This is a genomic window from Nesterenkonia suensis (assembly GCF_054782935.1).
In genome coordinates this window covers 206,066-224,548 of record NZ_BAAGRN010000009.1, presented here as the reverse complement: position 1 = coordinate 224,548, position 18,483 = coordinate 206,066, and the positions used below count along the sequence as shown (strand labels likewise).

Genomic DNA, 18,483 nt, shown 5'->3' with positions numbered 1-18,483 from the left:
GCCCGTCGAACCAACCGGATCCGCGCCCGGGGTCGGGTCCGGATAGGCTGACAGGGATGTCTGAGACCTCTGCGCTCGCCCCGCTGCTGACGCCTGAGGGCTGGGAGCTGCTGAACTCGCTGCCGCCCTATGATCCCGACGACGCCGCCCGGCTCAATACTGAGCTGCGCCGCACCGGCCATTCCTCGGAGGTGGTGGCCGCCGCCCTGACGCAGTCGCGGCTGCGCCGGGACGCCGCCGCGAAGTTCGGTGACTTCGCCGCACGGATGCTGCTCACCCAGAACGGGCTGCAGCAGGCCACCCGGCTTCCCGTGGCCGCAGGCCACGCCCGACGCTTCCGCGAGGCGGGCCTCACCCATGTGGCGGACCTGGGTTGCGGGCTGGGCGGCGACGCGCTGGCCCTGGCCTCCCTGGGCCTGCAGGTCGTCGCCGTCGACGCCGATGAGGACACCGCCGCGGCGGCGACGATGAACCTCACCCCGTTCCCGGAGGCCGAGGTCCGGCACACCACCGCGGAGACCTTCGTCGCCGAGTTGGGCCTGATGAGCAGCCTGCCCGACGACCAGGACGGGGCGGACGGGGCGGACCGGGTGACCACACCGGGGAGCACCCCTGCCGGCTGGGGCCTGTGGCTGGATCCGGCGCGCCGGGATGCGACCCGCGGGCACAGCGCCGACGGCGCCTCCCGCCGCGTATGGGACCCGGAGGCCTTCTCCCCTCCGCTGAGCTTCGTGACCGCACTGGCCGCCACGGGCATCCCGCTGGGTGTGAAGCTGGGACCGGGCATCCCGCATGAGCTCATCCCCGCCGACTGCGAGGCGGAGTGGGTGAGCGTGGACGGACAGGTGGTGGAGGTGGTCCTGTGGTTCAACGCGCTGGCCCGCCCGGACGTCCGACGCGCGGCGACGGTCCGCAGCACCGAGACTGTGGAGGAACTGACCTCTGCCGCGGAGTTCGGCGAGCACCCCGACCTCGAGACCCTGGGCCCGGAGGGGCTCTCCGGGCTGCTGTGCGAACCTGACGGCGCCGTGATCCGCGCGGGACTGGTCGCCGACCTGGCCGAACGACTCGGCGGCGCCATGCTGGACGAGCACATCGCCTATTTCGTGCTCCCCGAGGATGCTGCGCCGCCGTCGACCGCCGCGGTCCGGTGCCACCGCGTGGTGGAGGTCCTCCCGTTCCAGGTCAAGCGGCTGCGCGCCTGGGCGCGGGAGCACGGTGTGACCAGCCTGGAGATCAAGAAGCGCGGCGTGGACGTGGTGCCGGAGACGCTGCGCCGGCAGATCCTCCCCGGAAAGGCCGGACGCGGGCGGAGTGGCGCGACGACAGGCCGGCCACCCGGGAGGCCCCTCCACCGCACCCTGGTGATCACCAGGCTCGGCGATCAGCGCCTGGCTGCCGTCGTCGAGCCGCTCTGAGACCCACCCCGGACGAGCATGCGACGGCCGCTCTGTTGCCACACCCACTACCCCCTGTCATGGTCATTGCAATAGCAAATACATGGCCCTGAGGGCGCCAGGAGGGGATTTCCCTGAGGGACACGACGACAGGTCCGCTCGTCCGCACGTCAGCACTGGGCGCCGCCCTGGTGCTGCTGCTGACGTCCTGCGGCACAGACAGTCCCACCGTCGAGGACGCCGAGGGCACAGAGGAACCCAACTCCGCCCAGCACCAGGAGGAGACCACACAGGGCGTGGCCGAGCAGGATGACCCCGAGCAGGATGACCCCGAGGCCGGAGAGCTCGCCGAGCCCCTGGCCGTCCAGGAGCATCACTTCCCGGACAGCGACCTGACAGTCGCTGTGGGCGTGCACTCCCCGGAGGTCTCTGGCGAGACCATGACCGTGCGGGTGTCCCTGACTCCGCTGGAGGCTTCCGACGGCGCGGAGACCGTCTCTCTGGTGGACCTGACCACAGTCCACCGCATGCTGCCCACCGTGGTCGGCCGCGAGAACCTGAAAGAGTGCCGGGTGATCCGTGACGGCGCCACCTGGTGGTCGGCCAGCGCGGGCCGGCTGCGCACCGCCCCCGGAGAGCCGATGGTCTGGTGGGACGTCTACGCGGCCCCGGAGGATACGGTCGACGCCGTGGACATCCGCGTGTTCGACAACCTCCCCGAGTTCACCGACGTTCCGGTCGAGTGGTGATCCTCATGCACCTGCCAGCCTCCACGCTCACCGCGCTGCTGGGACTGCTGCCGCAGGCCGCCGCCGGCGAGGACGCCATCGCCGAGCTTCCGGAACCCTCCGAGGCGCAGATCGAAGCCAGCATCCAGCGCTGGGACCCCAGCGGCTCGGTCCGTTCGCTCGAGCAGGTCGAGCAGACGCCCGACGGCCTGATCATCGAACTCGCCACGGACATCCTCTTCACCGTCAACTCCTGGGAGCTGCCGGACAGCGCCGGCGGGCGGATCGCTGAGCTCGTCGAGGATCTTCCCCACGGCGCGGAGATCCAGGTGATCGGCCACACGGATTCGGTCCCCACCGGAGAGGACTTCGACAACCTGGAGCTCTCCCAGCAGCGGGCCGACGCCGTGGCGGGCGCGGTCCGCCAGGCGCGCCCCGACCTGGAGATCCAGACGGAGGGTCGCGGGGACGCAGAGCCCGCCGTCACAGAGCGCCAGGATGCTCCGGAGACGCTCGCGGCGAACCGCCGGGTGGAGATCATCCACCACGACTGACCCGGCAGACCCGGGCCGGACCTCAGCGGACCGCTCCGCAGGCAGAGTGGCCGAGCGGATGCTCACCCACCGACGTGGGCAGGGCACCGGGCGCCGGAGCGCCGGAGAGGGCCTCCACCAGAGCCGTGAAGCTCTCCTCCCCGCGTCCGTAGAGGGCCACCTGGGTCTCGGCCGGATACAGACGCAGCGGCTCGGGACGGTCCAGGGCCACCATGACATCGGCGGCCTGCGGCGGAGGCGCCCCCGGTGCCACCAGGGCGATCACCATGCCTCCGGCACCCACCTGGTGCCCGGCCTCCTGCAACGCCGACTCCAGCCGGGACCGGTCGCGCCCCTCACCGCCGACCACCGTCACCGGATCCTGGAGGACATCGGCCTCGCACTGCCCGGTCACCAGGGTGACGGAGTGACGGGCGACGGCGGCAGCGACCTCCGAGCTGTCGACGGCACGTGGATCGGCCCCGTCTCCAGCGTCGCCCGCCGTGCTGGGCGGCAGGTCGGTGTACTCGTCGTCCCGCTCCACGTCCTGCAGGACCTCGGGCAGAGTGACACCCGGGCCGGCGTCGAGCTCCCCGGCGGCCAGATCCTGCTGCCAGAACATCAGCGCCACCACCCGCTCGGCGGCCTCCGCCAGCCGGTCGGCCTCGAGCTCTCCCGACTCCACCGCGTCGACGATCGCCGCGTGGGCGGTGCGCACATCCGAGGGCATGAGCAGCAGATCTGCCCCCGCCTCCATGGCGCGCACCGGGGCCTCGGCTGATCCCACGTGCTGCACCACGGCGGCCATGTTCAGCGCATCCGTGACGATCACGCCATCATGCCCCATCTCGCGCAGCCGCTCATAGGCCGCCGGGGACAACGACGACGGCACCCCGGCCTCCAGCGCGGCGACGTCGAGGTGACCCATCATGATCATGGGTGCGCCGGCGTCGATCACATGCTGGAAGGGCGCCCAGTCGTGGCCCTCCAACTCGCTCAGCTCGGCGGGCTGGACCGGCAACGTGTGGTGGGAGTCCTCGGTGACGCCTCCGTGACCGGGGAAGTGCTTGGCCGAGCCGGCCACTCCACCCTCGGCGAGCCCGCGCAGCCCCGCCAGGGCGAGATCGGCGACCAGCTCCGGATCCGCGCCGAAGGACCGGGAGCCGATGGCCGCATCGTCGACGCCGAGGGTGACGTCCGCGTTCGGGGCGAAGTCCACGGTGAAGCCCAACTCCGCCAGGTCCTCCCCCATGGCCCGATGCCCCAGCACCGCCAAGGCGTCGTGACCGGCACCTGCGGACTCGCCTGCGGGTTCGTCCGGATCCTGCCCGCCCAATGCCCCGAGGCGCGCCGCCCCGTAGGCCATCGGTGCGGGCCACTCCGTCAGCGGGTGCCCCACCCGCGTCACCAGGCCGCCCTCCTGGTCCACGGCGACCACCGCGGGCCAGTCCCGCTCTGCGGCCGCCTGCTGCAGAACGTCGAGCTGCTCGCCGAGCGCCTCCAGATCGACCTCAGAGCCGCTGCCGGGCACATTGCTCCCCATGACGATCGCCCCGGCCAGGTGGAGCTCCTCGATCACGGTCGCCATCGATGAGGCGTCAGGGCTGCCGTACTCGCCGACCAGCACCTGTCCGGCCCGCTGGTCAGTGCTGAGCTCGGCCACCGCCGCGGCCGCCGCGGCCCGATGCTGCTCGCCGGGACCGGCCAGGGCACCCTCGCGGGCGGCGTCGGCCTCCTGGCGTTCCTCCGTCAGGCGCTGCCGCTCCTGCTGCTCCCGCTGCTCAGCGGTCTGCTCATCCGCTGCACCGTCTCCAGTGCCGTCCTCAGTGCCGCCTCCAGCACCACCTCCAGCACCACCTCCAGCACCGCCGTCATCGCCCGGCCCGCAGGCGCTCAGCAACAGCGCCGGAACCAGCAGCAGCGTCGCGGACCAGCGCAGCAGCGGCACCGTCCGGTCAGCGGTTCGGGGAGATTCAGGGAACGAGGAGGTCATGGCTCCAGGGTATCGAGCACGCCCCGGGCGGACGGTCTCCGGCGACGTCACGGCCCCCGTTTCAGGGGACACCCAGGAGACTGACGCGCTTAATTCCCGCGCGGCGTCCCTGAAGGCAGGGACGGCGGGTCTGGCCTGTGGCCCTCCCAGCCAGTGAAGCCTCCTCCCCGGGGCGACAGACACCCTCTCCCCGGTATCCTGAAGCTCCGCATCCCTCGCCCCGACATCAGAGGAGCCCCGTATGGATCTGCCCTTCGCCCCGTCGGCGCGTTCGACGCTCGGCCTCGAATGGGAGCTCGCCCTGGTCGACCGCCAGACGGGGGACCTGCGATCGGTCGCCGACCGGCTGCTCACCGCCTGCCAGGAGGACGCGGCCGCGGACCCCCAGGTCGGCCTCGAGTCCGACGGGCAGCACCCCTTCGTGAAGCAGGAGCTGCTGACCAACACGGTGGAGCTCATCACCGAGGTCTGCGACGACGTCGCCCAGGGGATCGGCTCCCTGCGGGAGACCGCCCAGCACGTGATGCGTTACTGCGACCCCCTCGACGTCGACCTCTACTCCCAGGGCTCCCACCCTTTCGCCCCGCCCACCGAGCAGCCCGTCACGGACAAGGAACGCTATGCCGAGCTCATCCGCCGCACCCAGTGGTGGGGTCGGCAGATGGTGATCTATGGGGTCCACGTCCACGTCGGCCTGGACGACCGTCGACAGGCGATGCCGGTGGTGGACGGCCTGCTGAACTTCTACCCGCACTTCCAGGCGCTCTCGGCGTCGTCGCCCTACTGGTCCGGCGAGGACACCGGCTATGCGTCCCAGCGGGCGCTGATGTTCCAGCAGCTGCCCACTGCGGGGCTGCCCTTCCAGTTCGAGGAATGGTCCGGGTTCGAGCATTGCGTCGCGGACCTCACCCACACCGGAGTGATCGATGACGTCAGCGAAGTCCGATGGGACGTGCGTGCCGTGCCGCGGCTCGGGACCGTGGAGATGCGCATCTGCGACGGCCTGGCCACCCTGGAGGAGATCGCAGGGATCGCCGCCCTGACCCAGTGTCTGGTGCACTCACTGGTGGAACGTCTCGAGGAAGGGGAGGAGATCCCCACCATGCCGCCCTGGTACACCCAGGAGAACAAGTGGCGGGCGGCCCGCTACGGGCTCGACGCGATCATCATCCTCAACGCCGAGGGCGACGAAGAGCTGGTGACCGATCATCTGGGCCGTGAGCTCGAGCGCCTGGCGCCGGTGGCGAAGCGGCTGGGCTGCGCCGACGAACTGACCCTGGTGGAGGACATGATGCGCGGCGGCGCCGGCTACATGCGGCAGCGCCAGATCGCCGCGTCCCACAGCGGAGACCTGCGGCAGATCGTGCTGGACTCCGCAGCGCGGACTCGGATCTCGATCGACGGGGGCGGCTCAGTCTGACCTGCCGGACAGGATCGAGCCGACGCGACCGCCCGCTGGGTCTCCGGCCCGGCGCATCACCCGAGAGCTTCGCCCAGATCCAAGCCGGCGACGACGGCAAGGTCCTGCCATGACATCCCCGTTCCTTTGAAGACGTTGGGGCGATCGATCCGCCGGCTCACCGTGCCACGCACCACGGACGCCAGGTCGATGATGTTCTCCGCCTGCGGGGAGAGCAGCCCTTCACGCTGAGCCATCACGACGTCTCCCGCCTCTCGGAAGGCGGTCCGCCGGTCCTCGACCGTGACCAGGGAACGATGGAGAAGCGCGCCAGGAAGTTCGCGTCGCTGCGGCTCGTGCGACCCGACCGCGGCGACGAACGTCCCGTCGCAGATCCACGAGTCCTCCAGCACGGGTTCTGCGGCGGACGTCGCGCACACCACGATGTCCGCGTCGGCCACGTCCTCCGGGCGCCCCGGGGCCACAGGATGTCCGCGCTGTCGCACATCCTGCAGAGCCGACCGCAGGCGGCTCTGCTGGCGACCGACCATCCGCACCTCCTGAAGGGGGCGGATCCGCGAGATCGCCTCGATATGCTCCACTGCCTGCGGGCCACTGCCGAAGACCACCAGACGGGACGCATCGGCGGCCGCCAACCGGTCACAGGCCACAGCCGTGGTGGCCGGCGTGCGCAGGGACGTCAGGACTGCGCCGTCGACCAGAGCCTGCGGGGTGAGAGTCGTCGCATCCATGAGCACGTAGACCGCCTGAATACGAGGCCGCCCGCGGCCAGGATTGTCCGGAGACACCGAGGCCACTTTGACGCCGACCCACTGACCCACAGCAGAGGGCATCAGCAGCAGATGCCCCGCTCCGGCGGTCACCTGCCGACGTGCCGGGTCCTCGGACGGATCATGGCCGTCCAGCAGGACTGACTCGATGAGGGTCCGCGCACGCTCCGGGGTGATCTGGCGCCGGACCTCCTCGGCGGAGAGGACGGGGATGCTGCTGAATCCCTGGCTCATGGTGGAGACCTCTTGGTCGGCGGAGAGGGAGACCAGGTCATCGCAGCACGAATCCCGGGCCGAGGGGGTCGGCCGGATCCAGCTCAAAAGTGTGACTGCCCGTACGGTAGGCCATGCCGCTCACCTGGGGGATCACGGCGTCGTACCCGTCGGTGACCGCTGTCTCCTGCCACTGCGCATAGAAGCGGGTGGTGATGATGGAGTCGTGCACCAGGGTCTGTCCCGGTCCGAGCGTGCCGTCAGCGGCCAGGACGGCGACCCGGCTGGAGGTCCCGGAGCCGCACGGTGATCGGTCCGCCTCTCCATCGGCGAAGACCGTGATGTTCCGCTGATGGGGGAAGCCGCTGGCCGGGTCGCTCCCCAAATCGTCATGCAGGATGGTCCCATAGATGCCGCTGAGCCTCTCGTCCGAGGGATGCCGGCCCCACTGGGTGGCGTTGAGCGTCCGCCTGATCTCGCGGCCGATGGCGATCAACGAGGGGTAGTCCTCCGTGGTGACCGACAGCCCGACTGACGAGGCCGGCACGTGGGCATAGAGGGCTCCCCCATACGCCACATCGACCAGCACGTCCCCTCGCGAGGTCGTGACACGCACGTCGCGGTGGAGAAGGTAGCTGGGGACGTTGACGAAGTCGACGGCCTGCGGCCGGCCGTCCGGAGACGTCCTCACCCGGGCGGTGACCCGCCCGGAGGGCACATCGATGACGACCTCGGTCGTGCCGGAGGGGTCGGGGGCCACCGCTCCTGAGTCGAGGGCCCACACTCCCAGCGCGATCGTGCCGTGCCCGCATGCGGTGGAGAAACCGTCCTTGTGCCAGAACAGCACGCCGAGATCGGCACCTTCGTCATCTGGCGGGACGATGAACCCGCCGTACATGTCCGCATGGCCACGGGGCTCGTGGCAGAGGAACTCCCGCAGCTCCCCCGCGGCGGGGTCGTGGCGAGCTTTCTCACGCCGGTCGGCCACCGTGCGTCCAGGCAGCTCCACCGGGGGGTGCTGGACGATGCGGAACGGTTCGCCCGCCGTGTGGTAATCCACCGTGCGCACCGGTCTCATCTCACCGCTCCGTCACGCCGTTCACCCGTCGAGCGCGGACCTCCAGAGGGTTGGCGTCCTGCACTTCGCCAGGCTGCAGCTCGCCGGGCAGGTTCTGGTAGGCCACTGGTCGCAGCCATCGTTCGATGGCCGCAGCGCCGACCGAGGTTGACCGTCCATCAGACGTCGCCGGGAACGGGCCTCCGTGCACCATGGCATCGCCGACGTCGACGCCGGTGGGCCAGCCCCCGACGAGGATGCGTCCGGCCACAAGCTCCAGACGTTCCACGAGGTCGGCCGCAAGGGCGGCGTCCTGGCCCTCATGCTCGGCGACGTGCAGAGTGGCAGTCAGCTGCCCCTCCAGCTCGTCGACCACCTGACGCAGCTGATCCGCGCTGTCCCATCGGACCGCCAGGCACACGGAGCCGAAGATCTCCTCCGAGAGCTGGGGAGTGGACAGGTACGTCTCGGCATCCGTTGCGTAGACCGCTGGGGCGGGCGAATTCTTCGTGGGGCCGTCGTGACCGTGGGCCACCGGCTCGACGCCTGGCAGACCGGCCAATGCCTGCTCACCCTGAACCCGCGCAGTGCAGATTCCGGGGGTCAGCATCGTGGTCCCGGCGACGTCGGCCAGGAGCGCCGCCACCTGCTGCAGGAAAGCGTCCCCCACCTCTCCCGAGGGCACGATCAGCAGTCCGGGCGCGGTGCACAGCTGTCCGGCCGAACCGGTCAGCGACGTGACGAATCCCTGCGCCAGACCTGCGGTGTCCGCGGCGAGTGCCGAGTCCAGCAGGATGATCGGGTTCACCGAGCTCATCTCAGCGAAGACCGGGACAGGCTGCGGGCGGGCGGCTGCGGTGGCCATCAGGGCGGTGCCGCCTCTGCGTGACCCGGTGAAGCCCGCCGCTTTGATGCCCGGCTGTTTGATCAGCGCCTGGCCGATGTCCGCTCCACGTCCGTAGACCAGGGAGAACACTCCTGCCGGCAGCTGGTGGGCCGCCACGGTCTCCATGATGACCTGGCCCACCAGGTGACTGGTCATCGGGTGGGCGTTGTGGGCCTTGAACACCACCGGTGAGCCGGCGGCCAGGGCGGAGGCTGTGTCCCCGCCGGCCACGGAGAAGGCGAGGGGGAAGTTCGACGCACCGAAGACCAGGACCGGCCCCACAGGGATGCGACGCTGGCGGATGTCCGGCCGGGGAATCGGCGCACGCTCCGGCTGCGCGTGCTCGATCCGCACTCCATGATGCGCACCCTCGGTGATGACGTCGGCGAAGAGTCGGAGCTGGTTCGTGGTCCGGGCCAGCTCCCCGGTGAGCCGGGCCTGCGGCAGGCCGGTCTCGGTCATCGCCGCGTCGATGATCGTCTCGGCGCGATCCTCCAACCTGTCAGAGATTCCGCGCAGGAAGGCGGCCCGATCCGCAGGGAGCAACTTCCTGTAGGGGCCGAAGGCCCGCTGGGCCGCCTCCACAACGACCGGGCCCTGATCCGGGGTCAGCGCGGTGAACTGCGGTCCGGTCGGCTGACCGACGGCGGGATCCGTGGCTCGGATCGAGCCGGCGGCCCCGGGCAGGGTGGTGCCTGCGACGAGCGAGTGCAGGGTGGTGTCAGGGGATGTCATGAGCTGGGGCCTCCGGGAGGGCGTTGACGAGTGGTCCGTACGATTCACATTGACAGAATTGTGCCATTGTACATGTCACACGACAAAGGGACAGGGTGAGCGACCAGCAGTCATATCTGTGCAATGTCACAGTTGACATTTTTCCTCCGAGTGCCGAGGATGAGGTGAGACGACCCCGGTCGCCTGTCACCCATGACCCACCGAAGGAGCACCCATGACTGAGCGCAAACCCTGGCACGGCGTCATCGTCGCCACCGCACTGCCTTTCCACGAGGACTACACCGTTGACTTCGACGGCTTCGCCGACCATGTGCGCTGGCTCGCCGAGAACGGCTGTGACGGAGTGGCGCCCAACGGCTCCTTGGGTGAGTACCAGACCCTGTCCGACGAGGAGCGGGCCCGCGTGATCACCACAGCTCGCGAAGCCGCTCCCGACGGCTTCACCGTGATGGCAGGCGTCGGCGCCTACGGCTCCTTGCAGTCCGAGAAATGGGCTCACCAGGCAGCAGAGGCCGGGGCTGACTGTGTGATGCTTCTTCCGCCGAACAGCTTCCGCGCCAACGACGAGGAGGTCGTCGAACACTATCGCCGCGTGGGACGCGCAGGCCTGCCGATCGTCGGCTACAACAACCCCATCGACACCAAGGTGGACCTGACCCCGCAGCTCATCGCCCGCATCCACGACGAGGGCAACATGGTCGGGGTCAAGGAGTTCACCGGAGATGTGCGCCGCGCCTACGAGATCAAGGAGCTCGCCCCCGAGATGGACCTGATCATCGGCACAGATGACACCGTTCTGGAGATGGGCCTCGCCGGTGCGGTCGGCTGGGTCTCGGGATACCCCAACGCCATTCCGCAGGCCTGCGTGGAGCTCTACCGCCTGTCCACCGGCAGAGACCCCCAGGACCTCGTCCAGGCCAAGACGATCTACACCGAGCTGCATTCACTGATGCGCTGGGACTCCAAGACGGAGTTCGTCCAGGCCATCAAGCTGTCCATGGACATCGCCGGGCGCCACGGCGGCCTCTGCCGACCCCCACGAGGACCACTCTCCGAGGCCGCCGCCGCAGCCATCACGACCGACACCGAAGCGGCACTGGCCAAGGGATATCGCTGATCGATGATGGCTCCGCCCACGGGGCGGTTGACTACAATGTCACAGATCACCACGACGGAACGAGCCGATGGTGACCCAGGAGAGGCAGGGCGGATCAGGTGAGGACCTCACACGTCTACCACGCAGTGGATTCCCATACCGAGGGCATGCCCACCCGGGTGATCACCGGCGGAGTCCCACCCATCCCCGGTGAGACGATGGCCCAGCGCCGCACCTGGTTCCAGCAGAATCGTGACGGACTGAGACGCCTGCTGATGCGGGAGCCTCGGGGTCATGCCTCCATGAGTGGGGCCATCCTGCAGCCACCCACACGGCACGACGCCGATTGGGGCGTCCTCTTCATCGAGGTCTCCGGACTGCTGCCCATGTGCGGGCACGGCACCATCGGGGTCTGCACAGTGCTGGTCGAAACCGGCATGGTCGACGTGGTCGAGCCGATCACCACCGTCCGGCTGGACACCCCGGCCGGACTCGTCCACGCAGACGTGGCGGTCTCCGACGGACGGGCCGAGTCGGTGACCATCACCAACGTGCCCTCCTTCCTGATGAGGCGCGACGCCGCCGTCGCCGTTCCCGGCCTCGGAGACGTCACCTATGATCTGGCGTTCGGAGGAAACTTCTACGCCATCGTGGAGCTTGCGGCCCTCGGGCTGGAGTTCGATGCGGCGCAGAAGCACCGTCTGCTGGCCGCCGGGCTGGACATCATGGCGGCCATCAACGCAACCGATGAGCCGACACACCCCACCCGGGAGGACATCAGGGGCTGCCACCACGTCTATCTTCAGGCTCCGGGGTCCACGGCCCAGCACTCACGTCACGCGATGGCCATCCATCCCGGATGGTTCGACCGCTCCCCCTGCGGCACCGGCACCAGCGCCCGGATGGCTCAACTCCACGCACGCGGCGAGCTGGCGCTGCACTCCGACATCATCAACGAGTCCTTCATCGGGTCGCGGTTCATCGGGCGGCTGACCGGGATCAGCCAGGTCGGTGAGTACGAGGCGGTCGTGCCCACCGTCACCGGACGGGCCTGGATCACCGGCACGGCACAATACTTCCTGGACCCCACTGATCCGTACCCGGAAGGCTTCGAGCTATGACCGCCCAGCAGATCCCGCTGACCACCATCACCCAGCTGCAGAGCCTGCGCAGCACCGTCACCGAAGCACTGCGCACCGCGATCATCGTCGGTGACCTGGAGGAGGGGCGGCTGTATTCCGCTCCCGCCCTGGCAGAGCCGTTGGGCGTCTCCGCCACCCCGGTGCGCGAGGCCATGATGGATCTGACCAATGAGGGCCTGGTCACTCCCGTGAAGAACAAGGGCTTCCGCGTCACCCCCATGACCCCGGAAGACCTGCGCGAGATCACCACCGTGCGCCAACTGCTGGAGGCTCCGGCCACCCGCGCGGTGGTCGGGCGCATCCCCGACGAGAAGTTCCCCGACCTGTACCGTCGGGCTGAACGGATCACGGACGCCGCGGAGGAAGGCGACCTGCGCACCTACCTGGCCGAGGACCGAGCCTTCCACGCCGCGATCCTGCAGCACACCGGCAATGAGCGACTCACCCAGCTGTGCACCCGTCTGCGCGGCCAGACCCGCCTGAAGGCGCTGCGCTCCCTGGTGGAGGAGGGCACGCTGACCGACTCCGCCCGCGAGCACGTGGAACTGTTGGACTGCATGAAGGCCGGCGACGCCGAGCGTGCCTATTCCGTGATCCTGCGCCACATCGGCCACGCCTCTGCGCTGTGGTCCGAAGGCACCGAGACCGAGAACGGCGTCGAGATCGCCCCCGCGCTGTCCCCCACCTCGCACGCGACCGCCCGCGAGGCCCCATGAATCGCAGCACCGGCAGCGACGTGATCGTCATCGGCGCAGGCGCCGTGGGCGCGGCCATCGCCTACTACTGCACCGTGGCCGGACTGCAGGTGCGCGTGGTCGACAGGGACCGGCCAGGGGGCGGGACCTCCTCCCGGTGCGAAGGAAACCTGCTGGTCTCCGACAAGGAGCATGGCCCGGAGCTGGACCTGGCCAACTACTCGCTGGGCCTGTGGCGGGGCGAGCTGGCGGAGTTCGCCCACCTCTGGGAGTTCGAGAACAAGGGCGGCGTCATCGTGGCCTCCCGCGAGTCCTCCATGGCCTCGCTGCAACGGGCTCTGCTCACGCAGCGGGAGCATGGCATCGCAGTCGAGGAGATCGACGTCGCCCAACTGCGTGAGCACGAACCGCATATCGCCCCGCAGGCCGTCGGAGCAGCCTTCTACCCCGACGACTGCCAGGTCATGCCCATGCTCCTGGTCGCCCACCTGCTGCGCATGGCCCGCGAGCGCGGGGCCGCCGTACACTCCGAGACGCCGGTCACCGGCTTCCTGTCCCAGGGCGAGACCATCACCGGGGTGCGCACCCCGGTGGGGGACTTCGCGGCCGACGTCGTCATCAATGCCGCAGGGCCCTGGGCCGCCGAGCTGGCCGCCGCGGCGGGCGTCCATGTGCCCGTCCAGCCGCGCCGTGGCCATGTGCTGGTCACCGAGCCGCTGCCGCCGAGGGTCTTCCACAAGGTCTATGCCGCCGAGTACATCGACGACGTCGGTTCCTCCGAGGACGGCCTACAATCCTCCCCCGTGGTGGAGAGCACACCGGCCGGCAGCATCCTGCTGGGCTCATCGCGCGAGCGCGTCGGCTTCGACTCCACACCCAGCGTCGAGGCTCTGCGCAGGATCGCCACCAACGCCGCCGCCCTGTTCCCCTTCCTCTCGGAGGTGACCATCCTGCGCCACTATGCCGGGTTCCGTCCCTACAGCCCCGACCATGTGCCCGTGATCGGGCCTGACCCGCGCGCCCCCGGACTCTGGCACGCCTGCGGCCACGAAGGAGCGGGCATCGGGCTCAGCGTAGGCACCGGTCGGCTCCTCGCCCAGGCGATCACCGCAACGTCCACCGATCTCGACCTCGGTGCCTTCGCCCCCGAACGGTTCGGCGCCCTGCCCACGGAGGTGACCACATGACCGGCCCCGAGACCCGCCCCGAGACCGGCCCCGGCTCCCCGACCGTCACCGTCACCGTAGACGGCGCCCCTCGGCGGGTGCCCGCCGGCCGCAGCGTGGCCGCGGCGCTGATGCTGACCTCCGAGCAGCCCAGCTGGCGGGTCACACGCCATGACGGCTCCCCGCGCGGGCTGTTCTGCGGCATCGGCTCCTGCTTCGACTGCCTGGTCACCGTCGACGGAACCCCCAACCAACGGGCCTGTCTGGTACCGGTGGCCGAGGGCATGTCCCTGACCACCCGACCGGGAGCCTCTGATGAGTGAGCAGCAGAACACCCAGCAGATCGTCGTCATCGGGGCGGGCCCCGCCGGCCTGTCCGCGGCGGTCACCGCCGCCGCACACGGCGGCCACGTGCTACTGGTGGACGCCGGGCCGCGCAGCGGCGGCCAGTACTGGCGCCATGCCGACCCCCAGCACGACGAGGACCCCGGACGCTGGCATCACGGATGGTCCAGCTACCAGCGTCTGGCCTCAGCCGCACAGGAGCAGATCCTGGCGGGGCGGCTGGAGCACCTGGCCGGGCACCAGGTCCTCTCTCTGCAGCCGGGAGACCAACAGTCCCGCGAGCCATTCGCCCTGACGCTCCAGCCGGTGCCCGAGCTGCAGGCCATCGGCGCGCCGACGAGCCTGCGCCGCCTGAGGGCGGAGCAGGTGATCCTCGCCCCGGGGACCTACGACCGGCAGCTGCCGGTGCCGGGCTGGACCCTGCCCGGAGTGATGGCGGCCGGAGGCATCCAGGCCTTCATCAAGACGCAGGGAGTGGCCCCCGGCCAGCGCGCCGTGATCGCCGGCACCGGCCCCTTCCTGCTGGCCGCTGCGGCCAGCCTGCTGCATGCCGGTGCCGAAGTGGCCGCCGTCGTGGAATCCTCTGATCTCACCGGCTGGCGTCCCGATCCGCGCGCTCGCTCGGCAGGTGCCGCCGCTGCCGCGCTCGTTCCGTCCAAGGCGGCCGAAGGCGTCGAATACCTCGCCCTGCTGGCCCGGCATCGGGTGCCCTACCTGCGCGGCACGGCCGTCACTGCCGTGCACGGCGGCACACGTGCCGAGGCCGTCACGGTGTCCCGCCTTCGTGACGGACGCCCGATGCCCGGCCGCGAGCGGCGGCTGGAGGACATCGACCTGGTGGGCCTCAGCTGGGGATTCGTGCCCCAGGCGGAGCTGCTGGTCCAGTCCGAGGCGGCCACGCGACTCGGCGTCGATGGCTCCCTGGTGGGCCTCGTGGACGCCGAACAGCGTTCCAGCGTGCCGGGGCTGTCCCTCGCCGGGGAGATCACCGGCGTGGCCGGTTCAGCCGCCGCCGTGCTGGAGGGTCGGATCGCCGGCATCCATGCTGTCGAGAGCCTGGGCGTCGCTCGCTCCTCGTCGTCTCTCGCCTCCCCGGGCCTCCCCCACCGGGTCGCCCTGCGGCGCGACAGGATACGCCTGGCCAACCATCGGCGCTTCGCCGCCGCCATGCACCGGGCCCACCCGCTGCCCCGCGGTTGGACGGACTGGCTGGAGGATCAGACGCTGATCTGCCGCTGTGAGGACGTGCCCTACGCAGAAGTCGAGGCCGCGATCGACGAGCTGCAGGCGGATGAGCCGCGTGGGCTCAAGGGTGTGACGCGGATCGGCATGGGCTGGTGCCAGGGGCGGATGTGTGGGTTCGCCGCCCAGTGCCTGGCAGCCCGCACCGCCGATGACGGAGGCTCAGAGGCCGATGCCGCTGCCGCTGCTCAGCGAGCCGCTCGCAGCACCGCCAAGCGGCCGTTGGCCGCACCGGTCCGCCTGCGTGACCTCGCGTCTCAGCCGTCTCTTCCTGATGACGGTCCGCCGCCGGCGTCCCCCTGAACTCAGTGATCTGCGTTCGACGGACTCCCTGGACTGCCCGGCGGGTCGATGGTCACACGGCTCAGCCCCGGAGACTGCGACCGGGTGTTCTCGACGGCGAACGTCGCATGACTGGGCAGGTAGAGGTTCTCGGCGAAATCGACCGTCCTCCCGTGACCATCGAAGGACTGTCTCCGGACCCTCAGCAGAGGACTGCCCGGGTCGACACGCAGCCATTCGCCCTGCTGCGTGCTCGCCGCCACCGCATCGATCACGTTCCGTGCCCGCACAGGATAGATGCCCTGCTCCCGGAGGATCCGGTAGATGCTATGCACGTCGAGGTCGGCAGTGAGCAGGTGACGACCCACCTCGTAGGGGTAACAGCCTCGTTCCACCATCATGGGCTCGCCGTCGAGGCTTCGCACACGCAGCACCTCGATCACGGAGCTTCCTTCCGGGATCTCCAGATTCTCTGCGGTGACGGCGTCGGCCCGCCTGCGCGCGACCTCGATCGTCACCTGGCTCAGCTCACGGCCGAGGCTCTCCGCCCACTCGGTGAACGAGATATACGTGTCGAAGGGCTGCGAGGGGATGACTCTCTGCACCCGCGGCGGGGCACCCCTGCCCCCGATCAGCAGACCTTCCGTCCGGAGCCGGGCCAGTGCCTGCCGCACCGGACCCCGTGAGGTGCCAAACTCTTCCACCAGCGACTGCTCACTGGGAACCTGTTCGCCTTCCTGCCAATGCCCGGACCTGATCCTGTCGACCATCGCGGCATAGACCTGCTGGTGGAGCGGCTCAGTCCTGGTCATGCCCCTCACACTACAACCTGTATAGACAGATTCGCCCGCCCGCAGATCATCAGAGGATCCAGGGGCGGGCGAATCGGCCTGCTCATCCGAACAGCCGCAGGACCTGACGATGCAGCTCAGGCGTGGCGGCGGCGAGGCACGCCACCGGATCCGTCGTCGTGATCGGGTCCCCCCGACCGTCAGTGATCACCCCTCCCGCACCTTCGATGATGGGCACCAGGGCGCAGACGTCGTAGGTCCCGAACCCTCCGCTGTAGATGCTGACGTCGATGGATCCCGCAGCCAGACGGCCGAAGCCGTAGGATGCCGCGCCATAGACGCGCCAGGCCACCTGCTCGTCGAGTGCCGCCACAGCCTTCCGGTGCTCGTCGAGGACCTGGTCCGGCTGGCTCCAGGAGAGAGTCGCACCCTCGAGCTCCTGGCGCCCGCTGGTCCGAATCGTCTGGCCGTTGAGAGTGGTGGATCGACCTTGGACGCCGAGCCACCGGTCCTGCGACACCGGAGCATCGACGACACCGATCACCGGTGATCCTCGATGACACAGCGCGATGAGCGTGGTGAACACCGGAATGCCGGCGACGAACGGCTTGGTGCCGTCGATCGGGTCCATGACCCAGACATACTCAGCGTCCGGGCGCTGAGGAGGGAACTCCTCGCCGATGATGCCGTGGGACGGATAGCGGCGGGAGATCATCCCGCGCAGCGTCTCTTCGACTCCCCGGTCGAACTCGGTGACCGGACTCTTGTCCTCTTTGGTCTCGAAACGCGTCCCTTCGTGCCGCTCCGACAGGAAGGCCCGGGCGGCGTCGGCCAGCTCCGTGATGAAGGAGACGAACTCCTCAGCCCGAGGATGGTGTGCGATCGGCTCGGTCGCCTGATTCAGCGACATGGCAGGTGATCCTTCCGCATCATGGGGGCGAGCAGGCATGGGACGGGCGCAGCAGCAGGAGTCCGGCTGCTCACAGGCTCCCCCAGAGGTCCAGGAACTCGTCGCGCCCCGCGTCATCCTCGGCGCCGTGGATGTCCACCACGAGGAGATCGTCCAGACGCTCGAACTCCACGAACGCACTCGGGTCGATGTCCTCACGGACCGGGCGCCGGAAGGACTGGGTCAGGTTCTCCTCCTGGGCCTCCTGCGACAGGATCACGTCGACGAGCCGCTCGGCCGCCTCCGGGTTGGGGCCGTCCTTGACGATCATCACCGAGTCATGTTCGACGAACGTGCCGTCCTCCGGGTAGACCATCTCCACGCCGTCCTGTCCGCCGGCGATGTACGGGTAGATGTTGGACTCATACCCGATCGACACGGCGTATTCGCCCTGCGCCACTGCGGGGTAGACGTTGCCGGAGCTCTCCGTGACCTCGAGGTTCTCCGCCAGGTCGACGAACGTGTCGTCACCGAGGACTTTGTACGCACCGTAGAGTGCCGTCAGCGCGGTGGTCGACTGGGCGGGGTCCGCCACGACGATCTGCCCCTCCCAGTCCGGACCGGCGAGTTCCTCCCATGTCCGGGGAGCCTCTCCATCGTCGATCTGATGGGTGTTCACCATGAAGGCGACGACATGCGTGTTGGTGGCCACCCAGCGATCATCGGGATCCGCCAGTTCGTCTGGGATCGAGTCCGCCTCCGGTGACCGATAGGGCTCGATGTGCTCCTCGTACCTCTCCAACATCACGGACGGGGCGCTGTAGAAGACATCGGCGGCGCTGTCCGGCGCCTCGGCCTGGATCCGTTCGAGCAACGGGCCAGAGCTGCCCGTGACCACGTCGACGGCGAGCGGATCGTCCAGAGCCGAGGCGGCGTCGACGACCACGCCGATCGTGGTCTCGTTGTTGGAGCTGTACATGACAGCAGTCTCGGCGTTCTCTCCGTCGGCGCAGCCAGTGATGGCCAAGGCGGCCACTGAGAGACCACCGACGAGGGGGATCAGAGGGTGTGGCTTCATGGGTGATGACCTTTCAACAGTGCAG

Annotated in this window: 17 protein-coding genes; 10 read left to right on the top strand and 7 right to left on the bottom strand. The window is 69.5% G+C overall.

Features of this window, described 5'->3' with window-relative positions:
• Positions 1-56: 56 nt before the first annotated feature.
• The 3 genes from ACYVKI_RS09670 to ACYVKI_RS09660 all read left to right on the top strand — a co-directional run bounded on the left by ACYVKI_RS09670 (position 57) and on the right by ACYVKI_RS09660 (position 2,679).
• A complete protein-coding gene (locus ACYVKI_RS09670; protein WP_460690136.1) occupies positions 57-1,418 on the top strand; it encodes a THUMP-like domain-containing protein in 1,362 nt (453 codons plus the stop codon).
• A 170-nt stretch (positions 1,419-1,588) separates the two neighbouring features.
• Positions 1,589-2,146, top strand: coding sequence for a hypothetical protein (locus tag ACYVKI_RS09665; protein WP_460690135.1), 558 nt, complete (start codon positions 1,589-1,591; stop codon positions 2,144-2,146).
• 5 nt (positions 2,147-2,151) lie between these two features.
• On the top strand, positions 2,152-2,679 hold the full coding sequence (locus tag ACYVKI_RS09660; protein WP_460690134.1) for an OmpA/MotB family protein: 528 nt from the start codon (positions 2,152-2,154) through the stop codon (positions 2,677-2,679).
• A gap of 22 nt (positions 2,680-2,701) precedes the next feature.
• On the opposite strand, the gene ACYVKI_RS09655 is transcribed toward ACYVKI_RS09660, so the two are convergent.
• A complete protein-coding gene (locus ACYVKI_RS09655) occupies positions 2,702-4,651 on the bottom strand; it encodes a glycoside hydrolase family 3 protein (RefSeq protein ID WP_460690133.1) in 1,950 nt (649 codons plus the stop codon).
• A gap of 241 nt (positions 4,652-4,892) precedes the next feature.
• On the opposite strand from ACYVKI_RS09655, the gene ACYVKI_RS09650 reads away from it, so the two are divergent.
• Positions 4,893-6,071 carry a glutamate--cysteine ligase gene (locus ACYVKI_RS09650; protein ID WP_460690132.1) on the top strand — a complete coding sequence of 393 codons (1,179 nt, stop codon included), beginning with the start codon at positions 4,893-4,895 and terminating at the stop codon, positions 6,069-6,071.
• A gap of 56 nt (positions 6,072-6,127) precedes the next feature.
• Here the strand turns inward: ACYVKI_RS09650 and ACYVKI_RS09645 are convergent, their stop codons facing one another.
• Genes ACYVKI_RS09645 through ACYVKI_RS09635 form a run of 3 tightly spaced genes read right to left on the bottom strand, consistent with a single transcriptional unit; the run spans position 6,128 to position 9,732 of the window.
• A complete protein-coding gene (locus ACYVKI_RS09645) occupies positions 6,128-7,075 on the bottom strand; it encodes an ornithine cyclodeaminase family protein (RefSeq protein ID WP_460690131.1) in 948 nt (315 codons plus the stop codon).
• A gap of 37 nt (positions 7,076-7,112) precedes the next feature.
• Complete coding sequence (locus ACYVKI_RS09640) at positions 7,113-8,132, bottom strand: proline racemase family protein (protein ID WP_460690130.1); 1,020 nt, start codon at positions 8,130-8,132, stop codon at positions 7,113-7,115.
• A 1-nt stretch (position 8,133) separates the two neighbouring features.
• Positions 8,134-9,732 (bottom strand): aldehyde dehydrogenase (NADP(+)), encoded by a 1,599-nt coding sequence (locus ACYVKI_RS09635; RefSeq protein ID WP_460690129.1) that lies wholly within the window; start codon positions 9,730-9,732, stop codon positions 8,134-8,136.
• Between the two features lie 214 nt (positions 9,733-9,946).
• Here ACYVKI_RS09635 and ACYVKI_RS09630 point away from each other — a divergent pair, with 214 nt between their 5' ends.
• From ACYVKI_RS09630 to ACYVKI_RS09605, 6 genes are all read left to right on the top strand, one after another.
• Complete coding sequence (locus ACYVKI_RS09630) at positions 9,947-10,849, top strand: dihydrodipicolinate synthase family protein (RefSeq protein WP_460690128.1); 903 nt, start codon at positions 9,947-9,949, stop codon at positions 10,847-10,849.
• Between the two features lie 98 nt (positions 10,850-10,947).
• Positions 10,948-11,949: a proline racemase family protein gene (locus ACYVKI_RS09625; protein ID WP_460690127.1), complete on the top strand. Its 1,002-nt coding sequence runs from the start codon at positions 10,948-10,950 to the stop codon at positions 11,947-11,949.
• Positions 11,946-12,686, top strand: a complete 741-nt coding sequence (locus tag ACYVKI_RS09620; protein WP_460690126.1) for a GntR family transcriptional regulator — start codon at positions 11,946-11,948, stop codon at positions 12,684-12,686. The genes ACYVKI_RS09625 and ACYVKI_RS09620 overlap by 4 nt, the downstream gene beginning before the upstream one ends.
• Positions 12,683-13,852: an NAD(P)/FAD-dependent oxidoreductase gene (locus ACYVKI_RS09615; protein WP_460690125.1), complete on the top strand. Its 1,170-nt coding sequence runs from the start codon at positions 12,683-12,685 to the stop codon at positions 13,850-13,852. Before ACYVKI_RS09620 ends, ACYVKI_RS09615 begins: the two co-directional genes overlap by 4 nt.
• A complete protein-coding gene (locus ACYVKI_RS09610; RefSeq protein ID WP_460690124.1) occupies positions 13,849-14,154 on the top strand; it encodes a (2Fe-2S)-binding protein in 306 nt (101 codons plus the stop codon). Before ACYVKI_RS09615 ends, ACYVKI_RS09610 begins: the two co-directional genes overlap by 4 nt.
• Positions 14,147-15,721, top strand: a complete 1,575-nt coding sequence (locus ACYVKI_RS09605) for an FAD-dependent oxidoreductase (RefSeq protein ID WP_460690123.1) — start codon at positions 14,147-14,149, stop codon at positions 15,719-15,721. Before ACYVKI_RS09610 ends, ACYVKI_RS09605 begins: the two co-directional genes overlap by 8 nt.
• Positions 15,722-15,723: 2 nt before the next feature.
• Here the strand turns inward: ACYVKI_RS09605 and ACYVKI_RS09600 are convergent, their stop codons facing one another.
• The 3 genes from ACYVKI_RS09600 to ACYVKI_RS09590 all read right to left on the bottom strand — a co-directional run bounded on the left by ACYVKI_RS09600 (position 15,724) and on the right by ACYVKI_RS09590 (position 18,458).
• Positions 15,724-16,512, bottom strand: a complete 789-nt coding sequence (locus ACYVKI_RS09600; protein WP_460690122.1) for a GntR family transcriptional regulator — start codon at positions 16,510-16,512, stop codon at positions 15,724-15,726.
• An 82-nt stretch (positions 16,513-16,594) separates the two neighbouring features.
• Complete coding sequence (locus tag ACYVKI_RS09595) at positions 16,595-17,401, bottom strand: inositol monophosphatase family protein (RefSeq protein ID WP_460690121.1); 807 nt, start codon at positions 17,399-17,401, stop codon at positions 16,595-16,597.
• 70 nt (positions 17,402-17,471) lie between these two features.
• Positions 17,472-18,458 carry an extracellular solute-binding protein gene (locus ACYVKI_RS09590; protein WP_460690120.1) on the bottom strand — a complete coding sequence of 329 codons (987 nt, stop codon included), beginning with the start codon at positions 18,456-18,458 and terminating at the stop codon, positions 17,472-17,474.
• Positions 18,459-18,483 lie beyond the last annotated feature (25 nt).

Excerpts from the sequence above, each read along its gene's own strand:
- ACYVKI_RS09670 (WP_460690136.1), top strand. The coding sequence starts at position 57 with ATGTCTGAGACCTCTGCGCTCGCCCCGCTGCTGACGCCTGAGGGCTGG.
- ACYVKI_RS09660 (WP_460690134.1), top strand. The coding sequence starts at position 2,152 with ATGCACCTGCCAGCCTCCACGCTCACCGCGCTGCTGGGACTGCTGCCG.
- ACYVKI_RS09655 (WP_460690133.1), bottom strand. The coding sequence starts at position 4,651 with ATGACCTCCTCGTTCCCTGAATCTCCCCGAACCGCTGACCGGACGGTG.
- ACYVKI_RS09650 (WP_460690132.1), top strand. The coding sequence starts at position 4,893 with ATGGATCTGCCCTTCGCCCCGTCGGCGCGTTCGACGCTCGGCCTCGAA.
- ACYVKI_RS09645 (WP_460690131.1), bottom strand. The coding sequence starts at position 7,075 with ATGAGCCAGGGATTCAGCAGCATCCCCGTCCTCTCCGCCGAGGAGGTC.
- ACYVKI_RS09640 (WP_460690130.1), bottom strand. The coding sequence starts at position 8,132 with ATGAGACCGGTGCGCACGGTGGATTACCACACGGCGGGCGAACCGTTC.
- ACYVKI_RS09635 (WP_460690129.1), bottom strand. The coding sequence starts at position 9,732 with ATGACATCCCCTGACACCACCCTGCACTCGCTCGTCGCAGGCACCACC.
- ACYVKI_RS09630 (WP_460690128.1), top strand. The coding sequence starts at position 9,947 with ATGACTGAGCGCAAACCCTGGCACGGCGTCATCGTCGCCACCGCACTG.
- ACYVKI_RS09620 (WP_460690126.1), top strand. The coding sequence starts at position 11,946 with ATGACCGCCCAGCAGATCCCGCTGACCACCATCACCCAGCTGCAGAGC.
- ACYVKI_RS09615 (WP_460690125.1), top strand. The coding sequence starts at position 12,683 with ATGAATCGCAGCACCGGCAGCGACGTGATCGTCATCGGCGCAGGCGCC.
- ACYVKI_RS09610 (WP_460690124.1), top strand. The coding sequence starts at position 13,849 with ATGACCGGCCCCGAGACCCGCCCCGAGACCGGCCCCGGCTCCCCGACC.
- ACYVKI_RS09605 (WP_460690123.1), top strand. The coding sequence starts at position 14,147 with ATGAGTGAGCAGCAGAACACCCAGCAGATCGTCGTCATCGGGGCGGGC.
- ACYVKI_RS09600 (WP_460690122.1), bottom strand. The coding sequence starts at position 16,512 with ATGACCAGGACTGAGCCGCTCCACCAGCAGGTCTATGCCGCGATGGTC.
- ACYVKI_RS09595 (WP_460690121.1), bottom strand. The coding sequence starts at position 17,401 with ATGTCGCTGAATCAGGCGACCGAGCCGATCGCACACCATCCTCGGGCT.
- ACYVKI_RS09590 (WP_460690120.1), bottom strand. The coding sequence starts at position 18,458 with ATGAAGCCACACCCTCTGATCCCCCTCGTCGGTGGTCTCTCAGTGGCC.